Source organism: cyanobacterium endosymbiont of Epithemia turgida isolate EtSB Lake Yunoko (assembly GCF_000829235.1).
Lineage (GTDB): Bacteria > Cyanobacteriota > Cyanobacteriia > Cyanobacteriales > Microcystaceae > Rippkaea.
In genome coordinates this window covers 207,138-232,969 of sequence record NZ_AP012549.1, presented here as the reverse complement: position 1 = coordinate 232,969, position 25,832 = coordinate 207,138, and the positions used below count along the sequence as shown (strand labels likewise).

The 25,832-nt window shown below is 29.7% G+C and carries 11 protein-coding genes and 1 other RNA gene; 8 read left to right on the top strand and 4 right to left on the bottom strand.

All coding sequences use genetic code 11. The features are described from left to right. Positions 1 to 184: 184 nt before the first annotated feature. The gene (arsS, locus tag ETSB_RS00655) at positions 185 to 1,156 is read right to left on the bottom strand and encodes an arsenosugar biosynthesis radical SAM (seleno)protein ArsS (RefSeq protein ID WP_044105675.1); all 972 of its coding nucleotides are present in this window, start codon (positions 1,154 to 1,156) and stop codon (positions 185 to 187) included. A 1,773-nt stretch (positions 1,157 to 2,929) separates the two neighbouring features. Further along, positions 2,930 to 3,979 (bottom strand): Rieske 2Fe-2S domain-containing protein, encoded by a 1,050-nt coding sequence (locus ETSB_RS00650; protein WP_044105673.1) that lies wholly within the window; start codon positions 3,977 to 3,979, stop codon positions 2,930 to 2,932. Positions 3,980 to 7,028: 3,049 nt separating this feature from the next. Between ETSB_RS00650 and ETSB_RS00645 the strand changes: the two genes are divergently transcribed. The 8 genes from ETSB_RS00645 to mfd all read left to right on the top strand — a co-directional run bounded on the left by ETSB_RS00645 (position 7,029) and on the right by mfd (position 22,259). Further along, positions 7,029 to 7,814 (top strand): membrane protein, encoded by a 786-nt coding sequence (locus tag ETSB_RS00645; protein WP_044105671.1) that lies wholly within the window; start codon positions 7,029 to 7,031, stop codon positions 7,812 to 7,814. A 62-nt stretch (positions 7,815 to 7,876) separates the two neighbouring features. Then, complete coding sequence (locus ETSB_RS00640) at positions 7,877 to 9,604, top strand: ABC transporter ATP-binding protein (RefSeq protein ID WP_044105670.1); 1,728 nt, start codon at positions 7,877 to 7,879, stop codon at positions 9,602 to 9,604. A gap of 10 nt (positions 9,605 to 9,614) precedes the next feature. Beyond that, entirely contained in the window at positions 9,615 to 10,466 is an 852-nt protein-coding gene (locus ETSB_RS00635) for an energy-coupling factor transporter transmembrane component T family protein (RefSeq protein WP_044107515.1), read from the top strand. Between the two features lie 1,686 nt (positions 10,467 to 12,152). Next, positions 12,153 to 13,736 carry an NAD(P)H-quinone oxidoreductase subunit 4 gene (locus ETSB_RS00625; protein ID WP_171816450.1) on the top strand — a complete coding sequence of 528 codons (1,584 nt, stop codon included), beginning with the start codon at positions 12,153 to 12,155 and terminating at the stop codon, positions 13,734 to 13,736. A gap of 1,647 nt (positions 13,737 to 15,383) precedes the next feature. Next, positions 15,384 to 15,638 carry a 30S ribosomal protein S16 gene (gene rpsP / locus ETSB_RS00620; RefSeq protein ID WP_044105666.1) on the top strand — a complete coding sequence of 85 codons (255 nt, stop codon included), beginning with the start codon at positions 15,384 to 15,386 and terminating at the stop codon, positions 15,636 to 15,638. Further along, positions 15,625 to 16,041: a KH domain-containing protein gene (locus ETSB_RS00615; RefSeq protein ID WP_044105664.1), complete on the top strand. Its 417-nt coding sequence runs from the start codon at positions 15,625 to 15,627 to the stop codon at positions 16,039 to 16,041. The genes rpsP and ETSB_RS00615 overlap by 14 nt, the downstream gene beginning before the upstream one ends. Before the next feature lie 73 nt (positions 16,042 to 16,114). Further along, positions 16,115 to 16,432 carry a hypothetical protein gene (locus ETSB_RS00610; protein WP_044105662.1) on the top strand — a complete coding sequence of 106 codons (318 nt, stop codon included), beginning with the start codon at positions 16,115 to 16,117 and terminating at the stop codon, positions 16,430 to 16,432. 2,335 nt (positions 16,433 to 18,767) lie between these two features. Beyond that, positions 18,768 to 22,259: a transcription-repair coupling factor gene (mfd, locus tag ETSB_RS00605; RefSeq protein WP_044105660.1), complete on the top strand. Its 3,492-nt coding sequence runs from the start codon at positions 18,768 to 18,770 to the stop codon at positions 22,257 to 22,259. 91 nt (positions 22,260 to 22,350) lie between these two features. Here mfd and rnpB read toward each other — a convergent pair. Continuing rightward, an RNA gene (gene rnpB / locus ETSB_RS08945) (RNase P RNA component class A) lies at positions 22,351 to 22,732 on the bottom strand. A gap of 2,623 nt (positions 22,733 to 25,355) precedes the next feature. Further along, complete coding sequence (locus tag ETSB_RS00600; RefSeq protein ID WP_044105659.1) at positions 25,356 to 25,769, bottom strand: tellurite resistance TerB family protein; 414 nt, start codon at positions 25,767 to 25,769, stop codon at positions 25,356 to 25,358. Positions 25,770 to 25,832: the final 63 nt, after the last annotated feature.

The following is a 25,832-nucleotide window of genomic DNA, read 5'->3' as shown; positions in this document are numbered from 1 at the left end:
TTATTTAATCAAAAAATTATATTTACCATTGTTTTATTGTGGGGTTTATTTTTTCAACTTACTTTATTACGATTAGCAATAACAAAAGTAATTATAATAGATTTTACCAGAATATTCCTAGACTTATCAATTCAATAAATAGCTATTTTTTCTTGGCAAAAAAATATAATTGTTCTTTTGATTTTTAGATTAATGATCCTTCACAACTCGAACCATTTCCAGCTGTACACCCATAACAATGAGTAGCAGTTTTGATAGTTTTAATTGTATCTAAATTATTCAAAGCTAAGAGTTTTTTGATAGTAAGGTTTTCTCCATCTTGATTAGTCGCATAAATATTCTCCATTTGATTAAAGTCACAATCATAAACATTACCGTGGTAATCAATTGATAGTTGATTTTTGCACATTAGATGAGGCACTGTGAACTCATTATAATTAGACTCTAAAAACTCAAGATAAGGAATATATAAATACTGATTTTGTAAATATTTTTTTGTTCTACCTACAGGAATATTAATGATAGTAAAAAGACGATTAAAATTAATATTAAAATTTTTCTTTAAAAAAAATTTATATTTTTTTTCTAATTGATTTTGATCTGGAATTAAAATAAAATTATCATTTTTTGGCATGGGTGGATTATAAACTAAATCCAATATTAGATTAGGGTTATTTCCATACCCTTTTTTATTTAAAATTTGTAAAGCTTTAATTGAATTAATATAAACACCATTGCCTCTTTGTGTATCAGTATTCTTTTCTACATAACAGGGAAAAGAAGCAATAATTCTTACTTGATGTTTAGCACAATACTCAGGTAAATCTTTAAAATTAGGTTCAAAGTAAATTGTTAAATTAGAGCGAATAATCACTCGTTTTCCCACTTTTCTAGCTGCTTCTACAAGAGGACGAAATTCATGATTTATTTCTGGCGCACCCCCTGTTAAATCTACAGTTTCTATTTGATGAAAACGGTTAATTACTTCAATTAATTGCTGACAAACTTCTGGAGATAATTCTTCAGTACGTTTTGGTCCCGCTTCCACATGGCAATGAATACAAGTAAGATTGCATCGTTTACCTAAATTAATTTGTAAAATTTTTATTTTTTGCTTACTCAAAGGAATAATTTTAGAAAAATTTATGATAGTCACTTTTTATCTAGTTTCTCCATAAAATTTAATAATTTTTATTATTTTATAATATCTAGTAACGTAAAATAAATCGTGGTTAGGTTTCATTAACTATGATAGCTTTTTTAAAATTATTTTGAGTTAGCATGAGTACAATCTGAATTATTTTATTATTTTTGTTGATTATTTTTATAGGTTTATCTATATAAAATTTTGTTGTTTAGTAGAAATAAAAATAATTACTTATAGGTAAAAAATTTAAATGAGATTTGTATTTATTTTTATAAATACAAGTAATAAAAGTATTTAATTAAAATTAATTAATAACTTGTCAGGAATTTTTTCTTATATTACAAGTTTAATATTAGAATTATGTTTCTTGTTTTTTTAAAAATTTCTTAACTGTATTTACATAAATTTATACTAATAGACTTTTTTGAGTTTAGGATTGCCAATATTTTTGGGGTATAGTTTTGATTATATACAATATCAGCAACAACGGCTATTTTACCTAATTTTATTATTTAACAAGGCTTAGTAAATTATTAATGGGTTTTTTAAAAAAATCAAATTTAAAACATAGTTATAAACAAAAAGATAAATGATATTATCAGCAATTCAAGTATCCTGTCAAATTAATAATATTTAAGTTTAGATTCAAATCACTATATTATATTTTTTTTTAACTATTGTTGTATATAATTGAGATATATAGTTAAACTTTGTATCTATCCCTTAATAGATATAGTGTTCTTATATCTAAGTTTATTAGAAAATTATGCCTAATATTTATAAATTAAATGAATTATTTTATAAGTTCTAATGACTCTATCTTTTTGATGAATTTTGGGATATATAAAATAATAGGGTTTTGTTTATAAACAAAAATTAAAAACGGTTTTATTTTCATTAATATCAAAAGTTATGTCACGAAGTTTATTGTCATTGTTAGTGATTACCTGCCACAAAATTTTTAAACAACTATCTTCATCGTCAACAGAATAAGATAGACTCGGTTATTGGATTTGTACTTTACTTAATAAAATTATAGAACCGCTTGTTCACTATCATAATGATTGAAAAAAGAAGACCTTTGACTGAGAATTGATTGCATAGTAATTTCCTAAGTTAAGACTATAATAATAGTCTTTTAACTTTCACTGTTACTACAATGAATATTACTGAGTTTTTAATAAGAAATAGTAGTGTATGTCATCAATAAAATAAAACAGAGACTTAAATACCGAGAACTCAAAGCAATAGGAGGTAATTGCTGCTTTAACTTCCTGTAAAATAGAAGGTAAGTTTTTCGGTAGTTTTACATTTAAATTATGAAGTCATTCGCTAAATATATCCTGTCTAGAAGTATTTTAAAAATAAAGAAAGAGTTAGAAATCGTTAATTGAGAAGTAAAATTGTTTTCTTACTTAGGTTTGAGATAATAAGTTTGCTCTAGTCTATACTGGGATTGCCATAGATCTACAGACTATGTCTATGTCGTAATTTTATAAAATGAAGTCCATCTCATAACCGAAAAGTTCTCAATGGTATTTAAATTCAAAGGAAACTTTCAAGATATATGTATTTTTTATAGTTCTTTTATACCGACTGGAACAAAACCTAAAAGTTCAGCTTTGCAAGGCTCTCAAAATTATAAGAGATTTAGAACTCTCATTAGAAAAGCCTATAGTTCTTGGAGCTATAGGTTTTTCTAATGAGAGTTCTAAAAGTTATTAGTGACTGGTTTATTATGCTCAGTACATTTGATCACATCAAAAATCTCATTTATTTTTTCTAACTGCGCCAACGTAATATTCTCGGCTCTACTGGATTCTTAAAAAGTCGATTTTCTGCTTTAGATTTTTGATATTCTTGTTTTAGGCGAAAATACCATTTTGCTTGAGTATCTGCATCATCAATTAACATTAATGCAGGATTGTGGCTCAACCCTTCTTGTTGTTGAATTATCGCATCACGGTCTTGTGCTAAAAATTGGCGAGTTAGTAACTTTAATAAAGGTTTAAAGACTCCTATCCAAGGAATAGTCCAATAAATGCTCTGAAAAACCTCACATTCGTTTTCATCAATAGGAGTAATAGTGGTTAATAAACAAGCAGAATAGCGATCACCTCTTAAAATTTCTGTTCGTACACTAGGTAATTCAAAGATAATTTCAATGGAAACTTTATCCCCTAAGAGCTTGTAAGGGCGTGCACTCACCGGCATATCATAGGGAACAAGACGAAATCCTTGAGTGACAGGTTCATATTGCTTTTCTTTGACTCGAAATTTTTGTGGACCACTACGCCACCACCAAGAACTATGAATGTGCGGACCATGGGCTGGATCCATCAATCCAATAATAGCGTGGTCAATGTTACAGGTAAAATGGATGACTTCGGAAATTCCAGGTTCGATCTTACCAAAATCTGGGATGGTAGGCACTGGGGGAATAGTAGCAATATCAGTTCCTTTGTCAGTATTCCTCGCAAAATAGACCCAGATATTTCCCTGAACTTCTCGGCAAGGATAGGTAGGAACCTGAATACGACTAATATCTAAATCATCATATTCAGTTAAAGAAGGAATTTCTTTACAACTCCCATTATGAGTGTTAAACTTCCAACCATGATAACGACAACATACATTGTCCCCATCCATCCATCCATATTGTAAAGGGATTCCTCGATGAGGGCAAATGTTACGCATAGCAAAGACTTCCCCATCTTTGCGTCGTCCAACTAAAACGGGTTTGCCAAGCATTTTCTTATGAATCATTTCACCTGGTTTTAATTGTCTACCAGGCAAAGCGACATACCAACAATCATGCAACAAAGTGGTCATGAAGCTATTCTCCTCTCATAGAAGCTGACGTAGTTTCTTTTGTTTTGTTCCAAATTAACGAGATTGCAATCAATTTTATCTTAATATATCTCTAAGATTAAAAGATAAATACTCAACAGAAGTAGTACTAATGTTTGGCTTTTAATATTTTCTCTATCTATATTACTAATTCCCTCGGGAGTGATAGAAAAATGAATTGAATATTCTACTAAGGCTATTCTTCGTCTAAATTACCTCAATACAGAGTCAATAGAAAACATTTATAATGAGAGTTTTAAAAGTCATGGTTTGTTAACTTAATATCAGATAATCTCAAAAGAGTCAAGGTCTTAAAAATTATTTTCTCTTTCTCATAAATCAAAAATTATAATTAAACTCAAATAAAACAAAGCTAGAAAAAATTTAGCCATAAAAATAATTTTTATAGCTAAGTTAGCCTATCTTAATATTGTTTATTTTAAAAATTTAAATTTATTATTTTTACGATACTTATTGTTAGTGCCTTAAAGTCTAATTTATTGATAAATTTATTGTCATAAATCATTATATATTACTTGATAACTTACCGATCAATTTTATTCTAATAATAAGAAATAAAAATAACTGTCCAAACCAGCACTTCGGTTAAAGGCTTTTATAATTAAGAACAAGATAGACTAACCATATTTTTATATCAAATCTCTATTCATTATATTGAGAGTAACCTTTTTGAGCCGTTAAATTGGATTAAACGATATAAAGTATTATGAATACTGATAATATCATTGTTTGGTATGTGACAAAAATTTTTATCTTTTTCTGGAAAATAACATTAATCTATATCAGATATATCATTATTATTTTTGGCTATAAGATTAGAAGTTTTAAAATTAATCAAAAATATAAACTGCTAAAATAAAATGTAACTTTTTGCATATTTTTTATTTATCTGGTATTAGCTCTAAAATAGAAACAGATTTTATTACTATTATTATATAACTCATTGTTGGTAAACATATTGTTTGCTCCAAAGTGACAATGTCTTGCCATCTATATCATTAATGCCCACATAAGAAAATCAACTCTCTAGATTTGAATATTTTAACTATAACATAGTAATTTTCTAAATACACATGCATTAAACAAGGAAAACTAAAAATTGTATTTTTTATTTCCCTTGTTTAATTTCAAATAACCTGTTTTAGGGGACTAATGATAAAGATTGAATATAATTTTTATTAATTTAATTTAATCCATATAATTTTTATAAATTACTTTTAGTACAAACAATCTTTGTTATTTTTTATATCATTTATTTGACTTAATATATAAAAAATTACTTATTGACTCTATTTTATCTTTAAATTCAGTATAAATAAATATAAGTTTATTTCGGTTTATAAAGATTTTTAATGTAATTTTAAAAAGCTTAATAGCCTCGTTTGCTTAGGTCAAATAACTCTATTCTTTTTAAGAATTATGAGATTTTAAACAATCAAGATTTAAAGGAAATCTCATTTTAACTATATAGTTATAATAATAACAAAGAATATTAACATCGTTTACATCAATAAACAACTTAACACCTTCTTAGGGTTAGCAAATAGAATTGCATCAACGTAATGTTATGTATGTATCAGGCGTCTTAAACTAAATTTTACTTCTGGAGTTAATCATAATTAAGGGCATGCTAGAAGGTAAGAGTAAGCTTCTTGGTGGTGCAACAATTGAGTAATAAAAGTTATTCATGAATAGTTGTCTTCAAATATTGAGTGGTTAGGCTATTTCTAACTTCTTCAAAAAAGATATAGATAAATTTTTGAGCTATTCCTTAAAAAAAGTGTTAAAAATAATGACTTTCAATACAGTTTAGTAAAGTCCTCCTATATATTTTTCAACTTCGTTGACTATCCCTATTGCTGTAAAAAATAATGGTATAACAACATAGTTTAATATTTAGTTAGAAACTTTTTTTCTTCTATGAAGAGAAAGTAGTATTGGTGAGCGCTAATTTCGATAATTAATAAGTATCTAAATTCAGGGGAAAAAGTTGTAGTTTCTGAGGTTATGAAACAGTTATTTAAAATTTTTAGCTTTAGAGATTCAGAATGATCAGTGAATATATTTCGCTTATAGGAGCAATCTTATTTTTCTTAAGAAAACCTACCTGTTTAGTCTGATACAAATACAGAATCAAATCTTAAATAAATATTAACTAAAAAAACATTGAAGAAAAAATTCAAAAATTAACTAATTATCAAGATTGTTGACGTAATTTATTCAAAAAAGTCCTAACTTATGAATAAATGATAAACTTAAAAATAAATCTATCTGTATGTTACTAAATCATAAATGGTGAGATGTTCAAGATAATTTACCAAGGGCGAATAAATTAAGTCTAATATGCTTAACTTTAAAGAAGTATTTAATTTCTCAATTAATAAATTTATTTTATACTTTATTATTAGGTTTAGTTTTTTCTTGAAGATAATATTTGATACGACTTTAAATCAAGATTAAATTTTTACTAGTAACTAGTTGTTTATTCATGATAATTATTGACTACACTTCATCTGAATCAATTATTTAAAGTTCTCTAGTTAAAATTTTAATGCGTTAGTCGGGTTAGTCTTGACTTTAAAGAATAAAAATATAGTAAGGATCATACGCAAAGTAAATTATTGTCTTAATATGAAACTTAAAGCAATTAATGCTATCATCATCTGTAGCTTGATATAATCCTATCTTAATCTTCTATTCACCCTCATTTTTAAAAAAGTTTTATTTATCATTATCAGAAGTTATCAATATTATAATTATAACCACAATACATGCAATCGATTGAGTACTTAAAGCCCATATTTGTAACAGATTATTCAGGTAATCTAGAAAGATTGATAGTTAATTGATAGTTAATTAACTATTATCCCTGTAATGCTATATTTGGACTGTTTTTTAAACATATATATTATTTTTCTGTTTGATCGCGTGTTTTTTTTCCTCAACTAATAAATGCGCTAGAACTGCTCAAAAATAGCTTAGAATAAAAAAGTTATAACATTAACCAGTCATGTTATCCCCAAAACTTTTCAAAGGCGAAGAAAGAGAAGTTAAAACTTCAGGAGAAGTCTCAGTCGATGGCACTCCCCTAGATTACATTGTGGTCTTGTCCACTGTAGTTACAGTTCTCGCATTTATTCCTTTTTCCATAACTATTGGTTCGGGGGGGTTGTTTCCTATGAGTCAGGGAATTTTTCCTTTAGTTGGGTGGCTACTAGGTCCATTAGCTGGAGCAATAACCAGTGGAATGGGGACTCTTATTGGTGTGTTTCTCGCGCCTCATACGGCAGGAATTCCTCTGATCTCTATTTTAGGAGCAGTAATAGCTAGTTTTACGGCCGGTGTAATGTCTTCAGGGAAGAGAAATACTTGTTGGCGTTTTGGGTTAACCCTTATTTTTGTAATTGAGTTATTTTTATATACTCGCCATGCTCTTTACAATAGGGTTTCTCTTTCAACAATTATTGCCGGTTCTTTTATTGACTGGTCAGGAATTTTATTATTTGCCTTGCCCACCTGTTCTTTGATTGCACAATGTATTAATAGTCAGAAACCCTTCTTCGTAACTGTTGGGGTATTTGTAGGGACTTGGATGGTCATGGGACTATCTCACCTAGGTCAAGTGGTTATTACCTACTATATGTTTAACTGGCCAGAAGAAACCTGGTTATTTTTAGTTCCTATTGTACCGTTAGAAAACTTAATCCGTTCTTTAATGGGAGCATTTATCGGTATTAGAGTTATTTCTGGTTTACGAGCTATTGGTTTAATGAAACCCAAACAAGCTATTTATTAATTGCAGGTAAAAAGTAGAAATTAATATATTTTCCTTGGTTTGTTCGTTTCATAGAAATGATTATGGATGTGATTGCTAGTTTAAAAAATGTTTCTTATCTTTATCCCAATTCCTCCAAACCCGTACTCGAAAATATTTCATTAGACATTGCTCAAGGAGAATTTCTTGGCATTATTGGTTCAACTGGTGCTGGAAAAACTACTCTTTCTTTAACCCTTAATGGGATTGTTCCCCAATTTTATGGTGGTCGTTTTTTTGGTTACGTCACTGTCGGGGGACTTGATACGATAGAACACACAGTCAGTACCTTAGCGCAGTATGTAGGAGCAGTTTTTGAAGATCCTGAAACTCAACTACTTTCGACTTCGGTAGAAAATGAAATTGCTTTTGCCTTAGAAAATCTCCTTGTGGAACCTGACGAAATTCTTACTCGCATTCCCCGGGTGTTAGCAGCGGTTCGACTTGAAGGAACCCAAAAGAAACATCCTCAAGAATTGTCGGGAGGGCAAAAACAGAGGTTAGCAATTGCCGCAGCTTTGGCCTTACAACCTAGGTTATTGATCCTTGATGAACCTACCTCTCAATTAGATCCCATTGGTTCCCAAGAAGTGTTTGCTACTGTCAAGGAATTAAACGAGGAATTAGGAATCACCATTGTCATGGTGTCTCATGCTGCGGAAGAGATGGCCGAGTTTAGTGATCGTATTGCCATATTATCAGAGGGAAAATTGTTAACCATCGGTTCTCCTGATAAAATCTACTCAGAAATTGAACTCCTCCAAGCTCAAAATTTACGTCCCCCCGAAGTTGCTCAAACTTTCTACCATATTAGTCGAAAAGGAATTAAATTTCCTAGAATTCCTATCACACTTAATCAAGGACTCTCCGCTCTCAAAGGGATACAAAATAATGTATCTATTGCTCCATCATTCACTTTGTCTAAGACTTATGATCAAGATAAAAAAAAATTAGTTCTGTCAACTGATAATTTAACTTATATTTACAAGGATGGAACAAAAGCTTTAAACCAAGTTTCGCTAGATATTTATCAAGGAGAATATGTATTAATTGCGGGTCAAAATGGAGCGGGAAAAAGTACTTTAGTTAAACATTTTTTAAATTTGTTATCTCCTTCCAAAGGAATTGTTAAAATTCGTCAGCGAGATATCAAAACTTTTTCTGTGAGTGAATTGTCTTGTTTTATTGGCTATGTAGGGCAAAATCCAGACACTCAAATCTTTAATATGACAGTGGAAAAAGAAGTCTCATTTGCTTTAGAAAAGCTAAATTATCCTTTCAATAAAATCGATGAAGAGGTTAATAAAAGCTTAGAAATAATGGGGTTATTAAAACATCGTCACGATCATCCTTTGTCCCTACCAAAGGGTGATCGCGCTCGAATCGTAATTGCTGCTATTTTGGCTATGGAACCTGATATAATCATTCTTGATGAACCCACAACTGGTCAAGATTACCATGGTTCTCTTGCTATTTTAGAAATGAGTAGTCAACTACATAAAATGGGAAAAACTGTCATTGTTATTACCCATCATTTATATCTAATGCCAGGCTACGCTCAACGCATAATTATAATGGGTCAAGGAACCATTTTACTTGATGCTCCTATTCGTGAAGCTTATTATGAAATCGACTTATTAAAGTCTACTTATCTTACTCCTCCTCAAGTGGTTTTTTTGGGAAAAAATCTGAGTCAATTTTTGGGACACAATTATCGTGTATTAACTCCTATTGAATTAAGTAATTGTTTTGAACTCATTATCAATGACTAACGATAATCCTATGCTTAAACTTGAATATATTAAACACGATAACCTTTTCAAGCGTTTAGATTTTCGGACTAAACTAGTGATGATTGTGATAATTACTCTAATTGCTTTTATCTGGGATAGTCCTATTACTGGAGGAATTCTTGCTTTATCTGTCGGTTCTGCTTGTTTGTTAGCTGGGATTAGATTAGAGTATCTTAGATTAGTTCTAAAAGTAATGCTTCCTTTTTATGTATTTCTATTAATAACTATGGGATTTTTTAATGTTGATCAGGTTAAAACTTTAATTAATAGAAATACTTTGACCCCTATTTTCAGTATCCCTCAAACTTATTGGTGGATTGGAGGAGCTTCTATCAATCAAGAAGGAATTATCTATGCTCTAAATATTATCGTTAAAACCTTAACTATGATTTTAGTTATCCCCTTAGCTATTTTTACTACTGATATCAATCAAATGGTAGTAAGTATGGCACGATTAAAAATACCTTATAAAATTATTTTTATTTTTTCCTCTACATTGCGTTTTTTACCCCTTTTCTTAGGAGAAATTGAGACTATTATTGAAGCCCAAAAATTACGAGGATTAGCTATAGAAAAAATGGGATTAATCTCTAGGTCAAAAATATATTCAAGCGTTGCAGTCACCCTAATTATAAATGCGATGGTTAAGTCTCGAAAACTATCAATTATTATGCAGTCTAAAGCATTTTCTGGTAGTTCTAATCGTACTTATTTACATAAATCATTACTTACTAAGGCGGACTATATAACAATTATTTTATTAATTATTTTATTGATTATTGTACTAATTCTTTACTTTAAACTGGGTGTAGGCAAATTTGCTTGGTTAATTTATTCTTAGTCGCTTACTTATGTTTTTATTATTTAATGATAGTAAGTTGTTAGCAATAAAAATTGTCATGGAAGTAATAACTCTTATATATAGTTACTCCATATTCAAGCCTCCTATATTACTTAATTTCTTAGATATAGACACTGCGCAACTAATAAAAGAGTTTTACGAAGAATATCTTAATGATAACACAATAGATTCAGATAACATTGAGGTATTCAACGTTAAACTATATAAAAATAATAAATTAAGAATTAAAAATTTTTCTTGAACATAAAAATAAATATACATTTATTTAAAATTAATCTTTATAAGGTGCAATCTAATTATTTTAGAAACAAATTCATATAAGAGTCAATCCAATTTTTTAAAAAATAAAGTATACTTAAATATTTAAGACAAAGATTGTTAAGTATGTTATCAATAGTGACATTGATAATGTAGCTAAAAGTAATGGAGTCAGTCAATAAAAACCTCGAAAACTAAATCGTAAAACAATGGATATAATTACTATTAATTATCTTTATTTAGGGAATATTATAAATTTATAAAAAAGTGCCACTCTTGTCTCAAGATATTCGAATATATTTATTATAAAGTTATTATTTGCTTATTTTACTCTGTAAGATACAGGGTTAATAAAAATATAAAAAATTATTAGAAGTATTATTATTCCCATTAAAGCTAACTGAATTTTGACTTCAGATAGCAGAAAATTATTGTCAATAAGATACATTTATATAATGTTTGTATTAAAAAATATTTGATTGACTATAAATAAATTAACTGGGTCTATATATACAAAATAAAAATTTGGTTTTTGTGTATTTTCTTTTAGTTTTTTCTCAGGTTCTTCTCAAAAAGAATATCTGATTACTGGGCTTATATTGTCCAGAATATATCTAAATATTACCTAGAAAATTTACTGTCCTCATGGTTAAAATGATTGCTCCAGACTCCTACTATTTGTAACCTATTAAAATTTTTATATTTTATACTAATATTTAAAATTAAAAGCTGATAACAGCACACTATAAAATCACATTTATAGCCTCTTAAATTATAAAAATATTGTCTATACTTTAATCTGAAATCATCTCAACATAAACTCTAAAATTGATACTATTCAAAACTGTAGTGACAAAATTTTATATAAAGTTATTGATGGACAAATGGACAGTAGTTTTATTGATATTTATTCGTCCTGTTTCAATAAAAAATTACTGATCTTCCATTAAGATAACAAAATTTTTATTAAAATTATAATCATTTTTACTAATAGCCAAAACTGTCTTAAGTAAGTACTCTATTTTTTTTACTCTGTTTAGGAACTTAAAAATTTAATACTTCCAGGGGTTTCCTGTCGTTGTTTTATTATAGTTAAACTACAAGAGTCTCTAAATCAAAAATTTACATAAATATTATAAATTTTTGATTTAGAGACTCTTGTAGTTTAAGTTATGGTTAATGCCTGATTATCGAAATCGTTTCACCGAGCTTATCCAAAGATTAAGATATGAGATCTATTTTTAAAAGCTTAAAGAAAAAGTAGTTAAGATATAGCGGCTATTTTTTGGAGATATTGAACTAGTGAACAGTCAACAGTCAACAGTGAAAACACTGATAACAAAGAACTGAAAAACTGTTTAACCAAACTCCAAGTATCACTCAGTACATTAGATAATCGCAATGGATATTGCCAATTTGCCCTGGTTAACTACCATAATTCTCTTTCCAATTATTGCCGCCCTGTTTATTCCTATAATTCCTGATAAGGACGGTAAGACAGTCAAATGGTATGCTTTGACTATTGGACTCATTAATTTCTCAGTGATTGTTTATGCTTTCTATACTGGATATGATTTAAACAATCCCGACCTTCAATTATTTGAAAGCTATTCCTGGATTCCTCAACTCGACTTAAATTGGTCAGTGGGGGCTGACGGGCTATCCATGCCCCTCATTTTGCTGACGGGGTTTATCACTACCTTGGCTACCATGGCTGCTTGGCCGGTGACATTTAAGCCAAAGTTGTTCTATTTCCTGATGTTGTTGATGTATGGGGGACAGATCGCTGTTTTTGCTGTACAAGACATGTTACTTTTTTTTCTCGTCTGGGAATTAGAATTAGTTCCCGTCTATCTCATCCTATCTATTTGGGGAGGAAAACGCCGTCTTTATGCAGCAACTAAGTTTATTCTCTACACTGCGCTGGGATCATTATTTATCTTAGTAGCAGCTTTAACCATGGCCTTCTATGGTGACAATATCACTTTTGACATGGTGACGATTGCGAGTAAAGATTTTCCTCTGAAACTGCAATTATTGCTTTATGGAGGTCTTCTCATTGCCTATGGCGTTAAATTACCCATTTTTCCTCTTCATACTTGGCTACCAGATGCTCACGGAGAAGCCACTGCACCTGCCCATATGTTATTAGCAGGTATTCTCTTAAAAATGGGAGGATATGCACTGCTACGGATGAATGCAGGGATGTTACCGGATGCTCATGCTTTTTTTGCCCCCATGTTAGTAATTTTAGGAGTTGTAAATATTGTTTACGCTGCTTTAACCTCTTTTGCTCAACGAAACCTAAAAAGAAAAATTGCCTATTCTTCAATTTCCCACATGGGGTTTGTCCTAATTGGAATAGCCTCGTTTACTTCATTGGGTACCAGTGGAGCAATGTTACAAATGATTTCCCATGGGTTAATTGGAGCGAGTCTTTTCTTTATGGTAGGTTGTACTTATGATCGCACCCATACTCTAATGCTAGATGAAATGGGAGGAATAGGACAAAAGATGAAGAAAGTCTTTGCCATGTGGACTACTTGTTCAATGGCTTCTTTGGCACTACCTGGAATGAGTGGATTTGTTGCAGAATTAATGATTTTTGTAGGATTTGCAACTAGTGATGCTTACAGTTCAACATTTAAAGTAATTGTAGTCTTTTTAGCTGCTATCGGGGTAATTCTAACCCCCATTTATCTCTTGTCAATGTTGCGGGAAATGCTTTATGGACCTGAAAATGAAGAATTAATCTCCCATACCAAATTAATTGATGCTGAACCGAGAGAAGTGTTCATTATTGGGTGTTTATTAATTCCTATCATTGGTATTGGTTTATATCCAAAAATTGTCACCCAGATTTACGATTCTAGTATTAACCAACTCACCACAGTATTACGTGATTCAGTTCCAACTTTAAGAGGGGGAGTTAAGGAAGTGCAGCTCTCTTTAACTCAACAAATGGCTTTAAAAGCTCCTGCAATTAAGTAATTTTAGTAAGGTGGGTAGTGCCCGCCTTACTAAAATTATTAGCGTACAATAATAAATTTTTATTAATGATTGTCATCTTTTTCTAATCTTAAGATTTTGTGACTATTATTTAATTTTTTCTTAAAAAAAGTTTTTAAGAAAAAATACTAAACTTCTTAACAAGGTTTTTGTTTGAATTATTATTATAAGATAACAATTACTAAAACGTATAAATAAAGTTAATTGGGTAACTCCAAGAAAAAATGAAATTAAGAAACTTTTAATTTCATAACCTAATTATATATACGTTATAAGAATATTTCTTCATTTGAGAAAAATCATAAAGCTTCAATCTATTCTTAAAAATTTTTTTTGATAGTATGGATGGAAACACATTTGATTAAGGTACTTCGATTAATATTTTTTTTGCGCAAACCTGCAGTCGCTTTTCTTGTTTTTAAAATACTAAACAGGAATATATAAAATAGTTTGTAATATACAAAATATGACAGATAAGAATTGTCATATCTTCCACAAGCAGAATAATATATAGAGCTGACTATTTTGTAATTAAACCTGAAGATAAAGTTAACTATTAAACGTAAATTAGTAGGTTTAATTACAAAATAGCATTATGAATGGCAGGAATAAAGATATTTTAGATTTTTTTATTACTTTTAAGTCTTCTTTGTCTTTTAAAGTAAAAGAAGACAATATCAAAATTGGACTGTACTATTAATTCTAATAAATCATTATCCTGGGCTAAATCAACAAACACTTCTGTATTAAAACCAAAAAAATATCAATATTCTTTTTAGCAAATCGTTACTTATTTAAGTAATAATACGATATTATATTTTTTATTTTAAAGCCATTTAACCACCCTCAATATTCTCATTTACTACCCTAATTCATAAAGTTAGTCCAACTATCATAAAATTTGACTAAAGGTTTTAATGCGAGATTTGCTTTTATAGAGAACAATGATTTCACCAAATTAGTAATAGAAAGCAAATCTCGCATTAAAACTAGATTGATGTGTGGATATTTGACTCAAGTAAATCGTAGCGAGAAAGAGAGATCATGGTAATATTAGATTTTTAGTCATGGAAACCAAAGAAGTGTTTTCCATATATTTTAATGCTTTGACAAGCAGAAAAAGAGACAATTTCTCTTCTTCTCAAATGGAGAAGTTTGCATCTGCTTTTCGAGCTTCTCAAGGGACTAATCTGAAGTAAAAAATTGTTATAGCAATAGCTTTATCTCGTCGTCTAACTTTTTAAGGTTGTTAAAATAAACCTAATTTCTGCATGAGCATCGCTGAAAAAAAGATAAGTTGTGCCCAATTCCATTTTTATTCAGTAATGTCTTAAATGTCACGCTAATAAAATTTAAATTCTTAGAATTGACCAACTCTAAGCTCTTAGTAATAGGACTGAAAGATTAGAAGAAATACCGAATAAATAGGCAATGTTTACATTTAACTACTTTTCGCATATATCAATTAAGTCTACATAACAATAGCGATTCTGATAATTTACTGAAGTTGACAATAAAATGGTATGATTATAGGTTCGGAAATGACTTAGTCAATTTGAGCTAAAAGTCAATCTCTTACCAGACAGTGATTAAAAATTATCAATGAGTTAAGGAGTCTCAGTAACTAATATGATAAAACTACGCTTAAAACGGTACGGTAAAAAGCGTGAGGCCAGTTATAGAATTGTCGCTATGAATAACAACAGTCGTCGTGATGGTCGCCCTTTAGAAGAATTAGGATTTTACAATCCCAGAACCGACGAAACTCACTTAAATGTTCCAGGGATTGTTAAAAGACTTCAAGAGGGAGCTCAACCCACTGATACTGTTCGTAGTATTCTTAAGAAAGCGCAAGTATTTGAACAAGTCAATGCTCAAGCCTAATTCTTGGTCTAATTCATCAAATTCTACCAGCCCAGATTATTTGGGTTTAGTAGAATTTTTGGTAGAACCTTTGTTAGAATCGTCCGATTCTTTAAGTGTGGATTGTGAACAGGTTAATAAGAATCAACGGGTTTGGATTCGTTTAGCCTTTGAAGGCAATGATAAAGAACGAATTTTTGGAAGAAGTGGAAGTAATTTTCAGGCTATTTGTGTGGTCCTACAATTAGCTGCTACTGCTGCTGGTCAATCTTTATACCTTGATATTTATGATATTGCAGGGGGAAGTTCTGGCTCTAGCTATCAAACTGGTTACAGACCTGAAGGTAAATTTATGCCTAAAAAAACCAGGACTAATCGTCCTCCTTTGCCAAGACTTTCTGTAAGATCTCATTGGGAAAACTAGGAGAAGTTTAGGAGAGTAAAAAACCCTCCTAATACTTTCCACTCTTTAAAAAAAATTACTGAGTATTGTATTTATGGCTAATTTAAGAAAATCCAACCTGCAAAATTGTCAAACTACTTGTTATCAACGTCAAGGAGATAAATTATTATCCCCTGAAAATTGTACTCTAAGCATAGAATTTGATCACTTAGAAAATGGTCTAACCTGGGAAATCGTGACCCGTAGCGGTCAAAAATATTATTACCGAAACAATGGGGAAGACATTGAACTTTGGAGTCATTTGATGCAACAATGGTTTAGAGTAGACCAAGTAGACTGGTTTCCAGGGAAAGAAAAAGTATTATGTTGGGACAACTTTTGTGCAGAATGGAGTGAGTTACCTTTAGATTAAAGAATCTTACTTATACAACTTGAGTTTTTGGTTGATTCCCATGATGCAATTCTTTTTTAAAATACCCTAGATTTATCTTAAAAAAGTTCAATTGACAACTTCATATGTTTTAATATTTGTTCTAATTATCTGATATACCCTTAATTTAAAAAATCTGTCTAAGATTATTCAGTCTGCTAAGGAAAGAATATGATCTATTTTTATCATGCAGGGATAGTACTAAACTTAAATTGAAGTAGCTTAGTATTATCCCCAAGACTAGTTATAAATATTCAAAATCTGAACTGTATTGTTGACCGTGCTGTGGTAGGTTTCATAAAAACTGTAGAAGCAGAATTTAAATTGGTCAATTTACGACGGACTCTTAAATAGGTTAACCAATTTATACCTATATACCCTATTTACCTCAATGACGTCATCATTGATGAGATTAAATCCACAGTAGATATGAAAAGTGGGAGAAAAAGTTATAAAAAAATTATAGATTTAGACCTAAGACTTTTTTTGTACGTTAAAGATTATTTGTAAAGTTATATTTAGAATTTATTCTTACTCTCCTTACACATCGGGAATCTTAGAAATGATTGAAGATAAAACCGCAATCCCTAAGATAGACCGAACCTTACTCGAATTAGAGCTATAAATCACTATAGCAGAAGTTGTTCCGTCCTTTGTTGTTCAACAATTGGTTATAGGGAAAGAGATAGAGTTTAATAATTTCTTTTAAACGTATTATTAAAAATGGGGAGAACAAATCTCATAAGTTATTGCGATTTAGAAAAATTACGATATCGAACAGGGATTATTTTATATTTTTTGCAAAGGCTATCTTTTTCTTTTTTCATCAAACAATAGTAAAAGTTTTAACAATAAATGGATGTGAAATATTTATTTTTAAAATCCAAGGATGTTGTGCAGAATCACCAGAAAGTAAGGCAGAATAAAAATAAACACAAGCATTAGTTAAACAGATGATCGATGGTTATTAAAAAAACGATATTGACCATATTATTAATACTGTAGAATGTAGTTATTTTTTTAAAAAATAATCATTTTTTAGTAGATAATTTGAAGGATTGTTCAAAAAATATAAGTAGATTAAAAAAATTTTGCTAAAGTATAGTTAACTGTCAATTAGTCTCTTTAATGCATTGTAAATTAAAGAGACTAATTGACTCTAATAAATTAGTAAATTAGAATATTTGTCATTTATTATATTTACAGGGTTAAAAAATAAACACCAGCCATAAGCTAGAACCCCTCATTAATATAGTTTTTTTGTAGTAATATAGAGAGTTTGAATATGTTAAAGTAAAAAATAGCTAATGAGTTGAGAGAACAGCAAATAAGTGATTGATTAAATATAGGAGTACAATTAATTATATTAGCTGACGTTGGGTACTCTTTACCGATTTAAAATATTTGTAATTACAATGTAGGTAAATAGCTTTGATGTATTCAATAAAGTTATGTTGTTTTTAAATATGAGTAATTTATAAAAATTATATTATACTTTTTTATACAAGTTTTCTGTTGATTTTAAATATTGCAAAGAGTTTAAATTTAACAAATTTATATGATAATAAAAAATATTAGATAATAACCACTTAAAAATTAAGATAATAAAATCCAAACATCAAAACCTATTGGAGTTAACTTACTATTTTAAAAATTTATACAAAACAAGAACAAGGGTATAGATATACTATTTTAATACAAAAAGATCGGAATTTAAATGAATTAAAAGTTTAGCAAATCTATTAAATATATTTAATAACTGATAAAAAATTTTCTGTATACTAAAAATAGTTAAAAATTTACAGTTATATAACTATAAATAAAAATTGTTTTAAAAAATAAGGTAAAAATATAAATAATTTAAATAGATAGATTTTTTTTTGATTAAAAGGTAGAAATAAAGAGATAAATGAGGTAATTATTCTCAGTGATGATTTAGTACATATAAGTAGTTTATTTAAAGCAAAATCAAAACAATAATAAAAAAATATATCTATTCTATATAAAATACCAACTTAGAGTATAAAGCTAAATATAATATAGAGAAAATAGTACTGAAAAAAGTTCAGAAGATTCCTAGGATGTTTAAAGATGAGTTTAATTCATTTAAAGTAGTTACAGGTAGAGGCATAAAATAATTTAGATCTTTAACGTTTATTTAAGGGTATATCTTAAGTCTGAACAAGCTGTTTTGTTTTCAAAAACAGCCAATGATAAAGTGTGTTACAATAGCTATCTGAAAATATTTTGATTATGTAAAAATCATCTTTATTTATTTTTATATACTAAAAGATAAAATAGATTTGTTAATATAGTTATGACTTTTTCTTCTCTAATTCGTACCCTACAAAAATCACCTCTAACTAAAGAATTATTAGAGAAACTAAAAAAAATAGGTTATTTAGGATTAAAAGGAATTCCTCGATTTCCTAAAGGCTTAATGGTATCAGCATTAGCACAGGCGGAGAATCGAAGTTTGTTAGTGGTTTGTGCAACCCAAGAAGAGGCGGGAAGATGGGCAACTCAGTTAGAGACTATGGGCTGGAAAACTGTTGATTTTTACCCAACCTCAGAAGCATCTCCTTATGAGTTATTTAACGCTGAATCAGAAATGATTTGGGGACAAATGCAGGTTTTGTCAAGTATAAATAGTTCATCGTCTATTGATAATAAATTAGCTATTGTTACCACAGAAAAAGTTTTACAACCTCATTTACCACCTCCTGAGATTTTTTGGTCTTATTGTTTAAATTTACAAACAGGAATAACTCAATCATCTCAAGAAATTAATCAATCATTAACTAAATTAGGTTATAAAAGAGTTTCTTTAGTAGAAACTGAGGGTCAATGGAGTAGAAGAGGAGACATTGTTGATATTTTTCCAGTTTCCTTAGAATTACCTATTCGATTAGAATGGTTTGGAGATAAATTAGAAAAAATTCGAGAATTAGATCTAGCAACTCAACGTTCATTAGAAAAACTTGACCAAGTTCTTCTAACTCCTACAAGTTTTGATCCTATCATTATCAACACTCTTAATGAACGACATCAATCTTTAAAGACTTATTTATCTGTTGAAGAAATAGATGCATTAGAGGACGATAATTATCCCGAGGGAATGGGACGTTTTTTAGGAATAGCTTTTGAAAAACCCGCTTCATTAATAGATTATTTAGGAGACAACACCCTTTGTGTTTTTGATGAATTAGAACAATGTGAGTCCCATAGCAATCGCTGGTTAGAATATATAGAGGATAACTGGCAAGAATTAGAATTACCTTTGCCGAAGATTCATCGTTCTTTTCAAAATTCTGTAAATTTAGCTAGAAAACTTCCTATTATTTATCTTTCAGAGTTATCAGAAAGCACGAATATAACTGCATTAGACTTGTCAAGTCGTCCGATTCCTAGTGTTCCTCATCAGTTCTCTAAACTAGCAGAAATATTACGAGGAAAACAAGAAATTTACAGTGGTATTTATCTAAATAAATATTCAACCTGGTTGGTTTCTGCCCAACCTTCTCGAACAGTTTCTTTATTAGAAGAACATGACTGTCCAGCTCAATTTATTCCAAATCCTCGTGATTACCCAGGAGTTGAAAAATATCATACTCAAGGGATAGCAGTAGCTTTAAAGTATTCAGGTTTAGCAGAATTAAAAGGATTTATTCTTCCTACTTTTCGGGTTGTTGTTATTACCGATGAAGAGTTTTTTGGACAATATGTTTTATCCCCTACAGGATATATCCGAAAACGTCGTCGGGCTGCCTCTAAACGAATAAACTTAGAGCGACTACTTCCCGGAGATTATGTTGTTCATAAAAGTCATGGAGTTGGTAGATTTTTAAAACTAGAGAGTTTAGCAACTCGTGAGTATTTAGTTATTCAATATCATGATGGGTTATTAAGAATTCCAGCAGATTCTGTGGATAGTTTATCCCGCTATTATCAATCTGAAAATCGTTCTCCAGAACTCCATAAAATGACAGGAAAAACATGGGAAAAAACTAAACAGAGAGTTCGTAAAACTATTAAGAAATTAGCAGTTGACCTATTAAATCTTTATGCTAAGCGCTCTCAACAATCAGGGTTTATTTATCCTCCTGATACCCCTTGGCAAGAAGAATTAGAAGGTTCTTTCCCCTATAAACCGACACCAGATCAACTGCAAGCAGTTCAAGATATAAAAGTAGATTTAGAAAGTGATCGCCCTATGGATCGATTAGTTTGTGGAGATGTGGGGTTTGGCAAAACAGAAGTCGCTGTCAGAGCAATTTTTAAAGCCATTACTAGTGGAAATAAACAGGTTGCCTTACTGGCACCGACTACGATTCTAACGCAACAACATTATCATACTCTAAAAGAAAGATTTGCACCTTATCCAATTAATATTGGACTACTAAATCGTTTCCGTACCATTTCAGAGAAAAAGAATATTGTTCAACGGTTAGCTACAGGAGAATTAGATGTTGTTGTAGGAACTCATGAAATTTTAGGAAAAACTATTGAGTTCAAAAACTTAGGATTATTAGTCATTGACGAAGAACAAAGATTTGGGGTTAATCAAAAAGAAAAAATTAAAAAGTTAAAAACTCAAGTTGATGTTCTTGCTTTAAGTGCTACTCCTATTCCTCGGACCTTATATATGTCCCTATCAGGTATTCGAGAAATGAGTTTAATAACTACCCCTCCACCCTCTCGTCGTTCTATTAAAACCCACTTATCCAGTTATAATCCTGATGTTATTAGAACCGCTATTCGTAACGAATTAGATCGGGGGGGACAAATCTTTTACGTTGTTTCTAGGATTGAGGGAATTGAAGAAGTAGCGGGAAAATTGCAACAAATGATTTCCAGTGCGAGAATTATGGTTGCTCATGGACAAATGGATGTTAATGAATTAGAAATAACCATGTTAGACTTTAACAATGGGATAGGAGATATTTTAGTTTGTACAACGATTATTGAATCAGGATTAGATATTCCAAGAGTTAATACGATTATTATTGAAGATTCTCAAAAATTTGGTTTATCTCAACTTTATCAGTTGAGAGGAAGAGTTGGACGATCTGGAGTACAAGCCCACGCTTGGTTATTATATCCAAGTAGAGGGGAATTAACAGAAACAGCCAGGAAAAGATTGAGAGCCTTACAAGAACTCAGCCAATTGGGCTCAGGATATCAATTAGCCACTCGTGACATGGAAATCCGGGGAGTAGGAAACCTATTAGGGGCTGAACAGTCAGGTCAAATGACGGCTATTGGATTTGAACTGTACATGGAAATGTTACAAGAAGCAATCAAAGAAATTCAAGGTCAGGAAATACCTCAAGTTAATGAAACTCAAGTTGATTTACAGTTAACCGCTTTTATTCCTAATAGTTATATTGCTGATACGCAACAAAAAATGGATGCTTATCGAGCAGTAGCAACAGCGAATTCCAAAAAAGATTTAGAGCAAATTATGGTAGCTTGGACAGACTGCTATGGAGAGATACCCACCTCCGTAAAACAACTACTGCAGGTAATAGAATTAAAACAAATTGGCAAATCTTTAGGTTTTTCTCGTATTAAAACTGATGACAAACAACATATCATTTTAGAGACTCCGATGGAAGAACCTGCTTGGAAATTATTACAAGAAAACCTACCTCATTATCTGCAATCACGATTTGTTTATAGTCCTAAGAAAGTAACTGTTAGAGGTTTAGGACTATCAAAACCCCAAAAACAATTAGAGAGTTTAATTGAGTGGTTGGGAAAGATGAAAAGAGCGTTACCCCAAGAGGAAATAGAAATTGCTAATTGATGTTCTCAGATAGTATCCTTTCAGGGCAGTAGTTCTTCACTGTGCCACCTATATTAGTAAGGATAGACGCCAAATAATGATTAAGGAAAGGGGAAAGAGTTAGACATAAGCCGGGTTCTGTTCCTATAAAATATTAGTCTTATAGGGGGAATTATCTATCTGGAACGCTTGTTACCAAACGCCTCAAGCGGTTCTCCAATAACGGAACGGAAAAAGACCAACCTTAGTTCCTCCGACCTTGCTTCCCACCGGGGTTTACCGAGCCAGCACCTCACGATGCTGCTGGTGCGCTTTTACCGCACCTTTGCACCCTTACATTTTTTAGACAATGCCTAAAAAATGCGGTATTTTTCTGTGGCACTATCCTCACGCTCACGCGCACTGGGAGTTACCCAGCAAGTTTGGTCTTTAGGAAGCCCGGACTTTCCTCGAATTCGCCTCAAGGACGAATCCGCAACTCCCTCGCTAACTCTTTCCTATGTTTAGTATACTGTTTTTTGCTCGGAAAGTTTGTGTTCTAAGTAGACAAGTAAGTAGCTTTAAGTAAACGTTCAAAACTTCAATAATTTTATATTTCTATCTTTTTTAAGATAGAGCTAAATTTCTATTGCTCTAATTTATATTTTTTAGGGTAACTTTTTTTAAGCAGGATTTTATTTAGCTGACCTAGCTAAATAATATTTATTTTTAAATATCCTTCCTACAGTTTTATAAACTTTTATTTGATACCATTTTTCATGGTGTTTAATATAAAACTATGATTTATCATACAAAACAGAGGGTATCTTTTTTTTATTTTATTATTGTTCCGATATAGTTTTAATTAATACATTCAGTATAGACAGATTTATTTTAATGAAATTACAATATTAATTTCTTTTTTTAAAAAAATAGATGATTATTGTGCCATTTGTGCCATCTTCTATGTTTTTCCGTTTATAGTATATTTTAAAAGTTTAAAAAAAATTAATTTTTATTTATCTTTTTTAAGAAAATTTAGATTGTCTTTAATTATTTAAAATATTTTTACCTTTGTCTAAGAGTATTATTAAAATTTTTATTTATTTAAAAGTTAGTTTTAAAACCTTATCAAAAACTTCTATAATGCTTCTCTTTTCTAGATAATCTATCTATAAATTATTTTTATAAATATATATTTTAAATATTTTATTTTGCCTACAATTTTTCTGATTTTCTATTCTAGAATACTTAAATATAAGATTTCTGCTTTTGTTATTGTTATGGTATTAATTTATAGATTACTAGTTAATTTTAATATTTTTTGCTCTTTTGATTATGCTTGTTAAATTTCTTATAATAATACAATTATATAATGTTTTTACTTTAGTAGCTACTTTTCTATTTGAGATTTCTTTGGGTTTGTCTAACTTAGTATTATCTGAAAATTTTAAGAAAGTACTAATATTTGGCAAAGAAATATAACTGTAATGATTTTATCTACTTAATTGGTTATTGCTATTAATTAATTTAGGGTTTTGTTAAGACTATAAAATTAATAAAACTATCCCCGTAGGGAAAAGTAAAATAATAAACTTGTCGTAACAGTTGCTATTAAACCTAGACCAGTAATATAATTTTAACACCAATAAAATTATGGTATATATTCAAAATTCATATTATAAATTCCTACAATAAAAGTTAGAGTAATAAAAATAGTAGGGATACCTGTTAAGACTTACATGATTTCGTTCATTCTATTATTTATAGAGGATAAATAAATATTCATTAAACTTTAGGTAAGTTTTTAATAAGTCTCCAAAATATCGAACAGTTGAATAACGTGATTATAACAGTTTAGGAAGTATATTTTTATCTTAGGTTAAATTAAAGAGCTCTTCTTTTATTAATAAAATTTAATTATTACCCTTATGGAGGATAATTTGTCCTCCATAAGGGTAATAATTCTCATTGCATAGCATAAATTTTTTCGAGATAATTTTTTTGTAGTCGTACAAACAGTTTATCTTCTAAAATTTTTATACGACACCATATTTTGCTAATAAAAGAAAATAACTATCTATATAGTACTTTAGATCTAAAGTATTATATCGTACCGAAGTATTTTGTAAGTCAGAGTACTTATCTCAAAAATTACGGCAACATTGTTTATATTTTAAAAATTAATAATATTCATTATAAAATATAAACAACATTTTTATTTTTAAATAGGTAAAGTTTTACTTATTGTAATTGCTTTTTATGCGTTAAAATATCGGACTTTTGAACAATTTAACATATTACAAATGTGAAAAATATCTCCTAATCTAGTCAGCGGCAATCATTTTATGAAGCTTATTTCCTAGGCAAAAATAAATTACACAAATTAGTTTTATTGTTTTTATTTATATAGAGATTTTTCATCAGTTTTGTAGTAGAGCGCACCGAGTTTATAAAGACTTAGATTCGATGTATCTAAAATCTTGTATAATGGTGTTAAGAATTTAAAATAAATTTAGTTATAAACAATTGTAGTGAATTGTTTGTTTTTTAAGTTAACCCCAGAGAATATAGACAATCATAAAATTGTTTTTTAGTTGATGCAGCAATTGAGTTAGCAAATTCTCTAAAGATTAAAAATTTATTATTCAATGACTTTTTAAAAACCTCTATCAACAAAAAATATAAGAAATTACTTATCTTCAATAGAAGATGAAGTAAAAGTCAGTCAAACTAATTGATAAAATTTTACTTCGTCAATATTTTTGTATTAAAATAATTAACGATTAACTCAAACACTTAGATTGATCAAATTAAACATTTGATCAATCTAAGTGCTTAAAACTATATTTATTAACTCATTTTTCGACTAATCGTCTACAGAAAATTTATCTTTATGTCTAGAAATCAAGAGAGAGTACAAAAGATAAATTGGCTTTACTTATTATTGTTTTTAAATAACAACTATAGTCTTAAATATTAACAGTTATCATTGGGTGTAGTTGTTAACCTCATCGTATCCACAAATAGGGCTTTATGAAAATGAATAGACTGCGGTTGTTATTTTAATGGCCAATAAATTAATTTAATGATCGGCAATAAAATTATTGATCGATAGTTTTTGCTCTTGATTATTTCTTAGCTAATAGCCTTTTTATATAATTTTTGAACAATTTTTAATATCTTCTCAAAAGAAGATTTATAAGAATCCTGAGACGGATTAAGCAATTGTAATTTAGTCAACAATTGGGCTTCTTGCATCTGCACATCACCATCACTGTAAATTAAACCACTAATAGACTCAAGTAGCTTTTGATAATCTTTAGTAGTAGGATTAACTCCTAAATATTCTTCTAACCATTGATAACACTGACTAGGTTGAACTGGCTTAAGTTCAGAGAAAAGAGTAGCAATCTCTTGATCATCGGCAAGACCCTGAGCAGCTATCATCTTATTCAAATAATTTCGTTCTTCTTTCTGGATTAATCCGTCAATCCAAGCAGCACCAATTAAAATCTTGAGGAGTTGTTTCTTTTTATGAACACTTTTCATGGTTAATTTCAATTATTTCTAATTTTTCCTATTTCTATAATGAAGGACTTAACAAACACATGG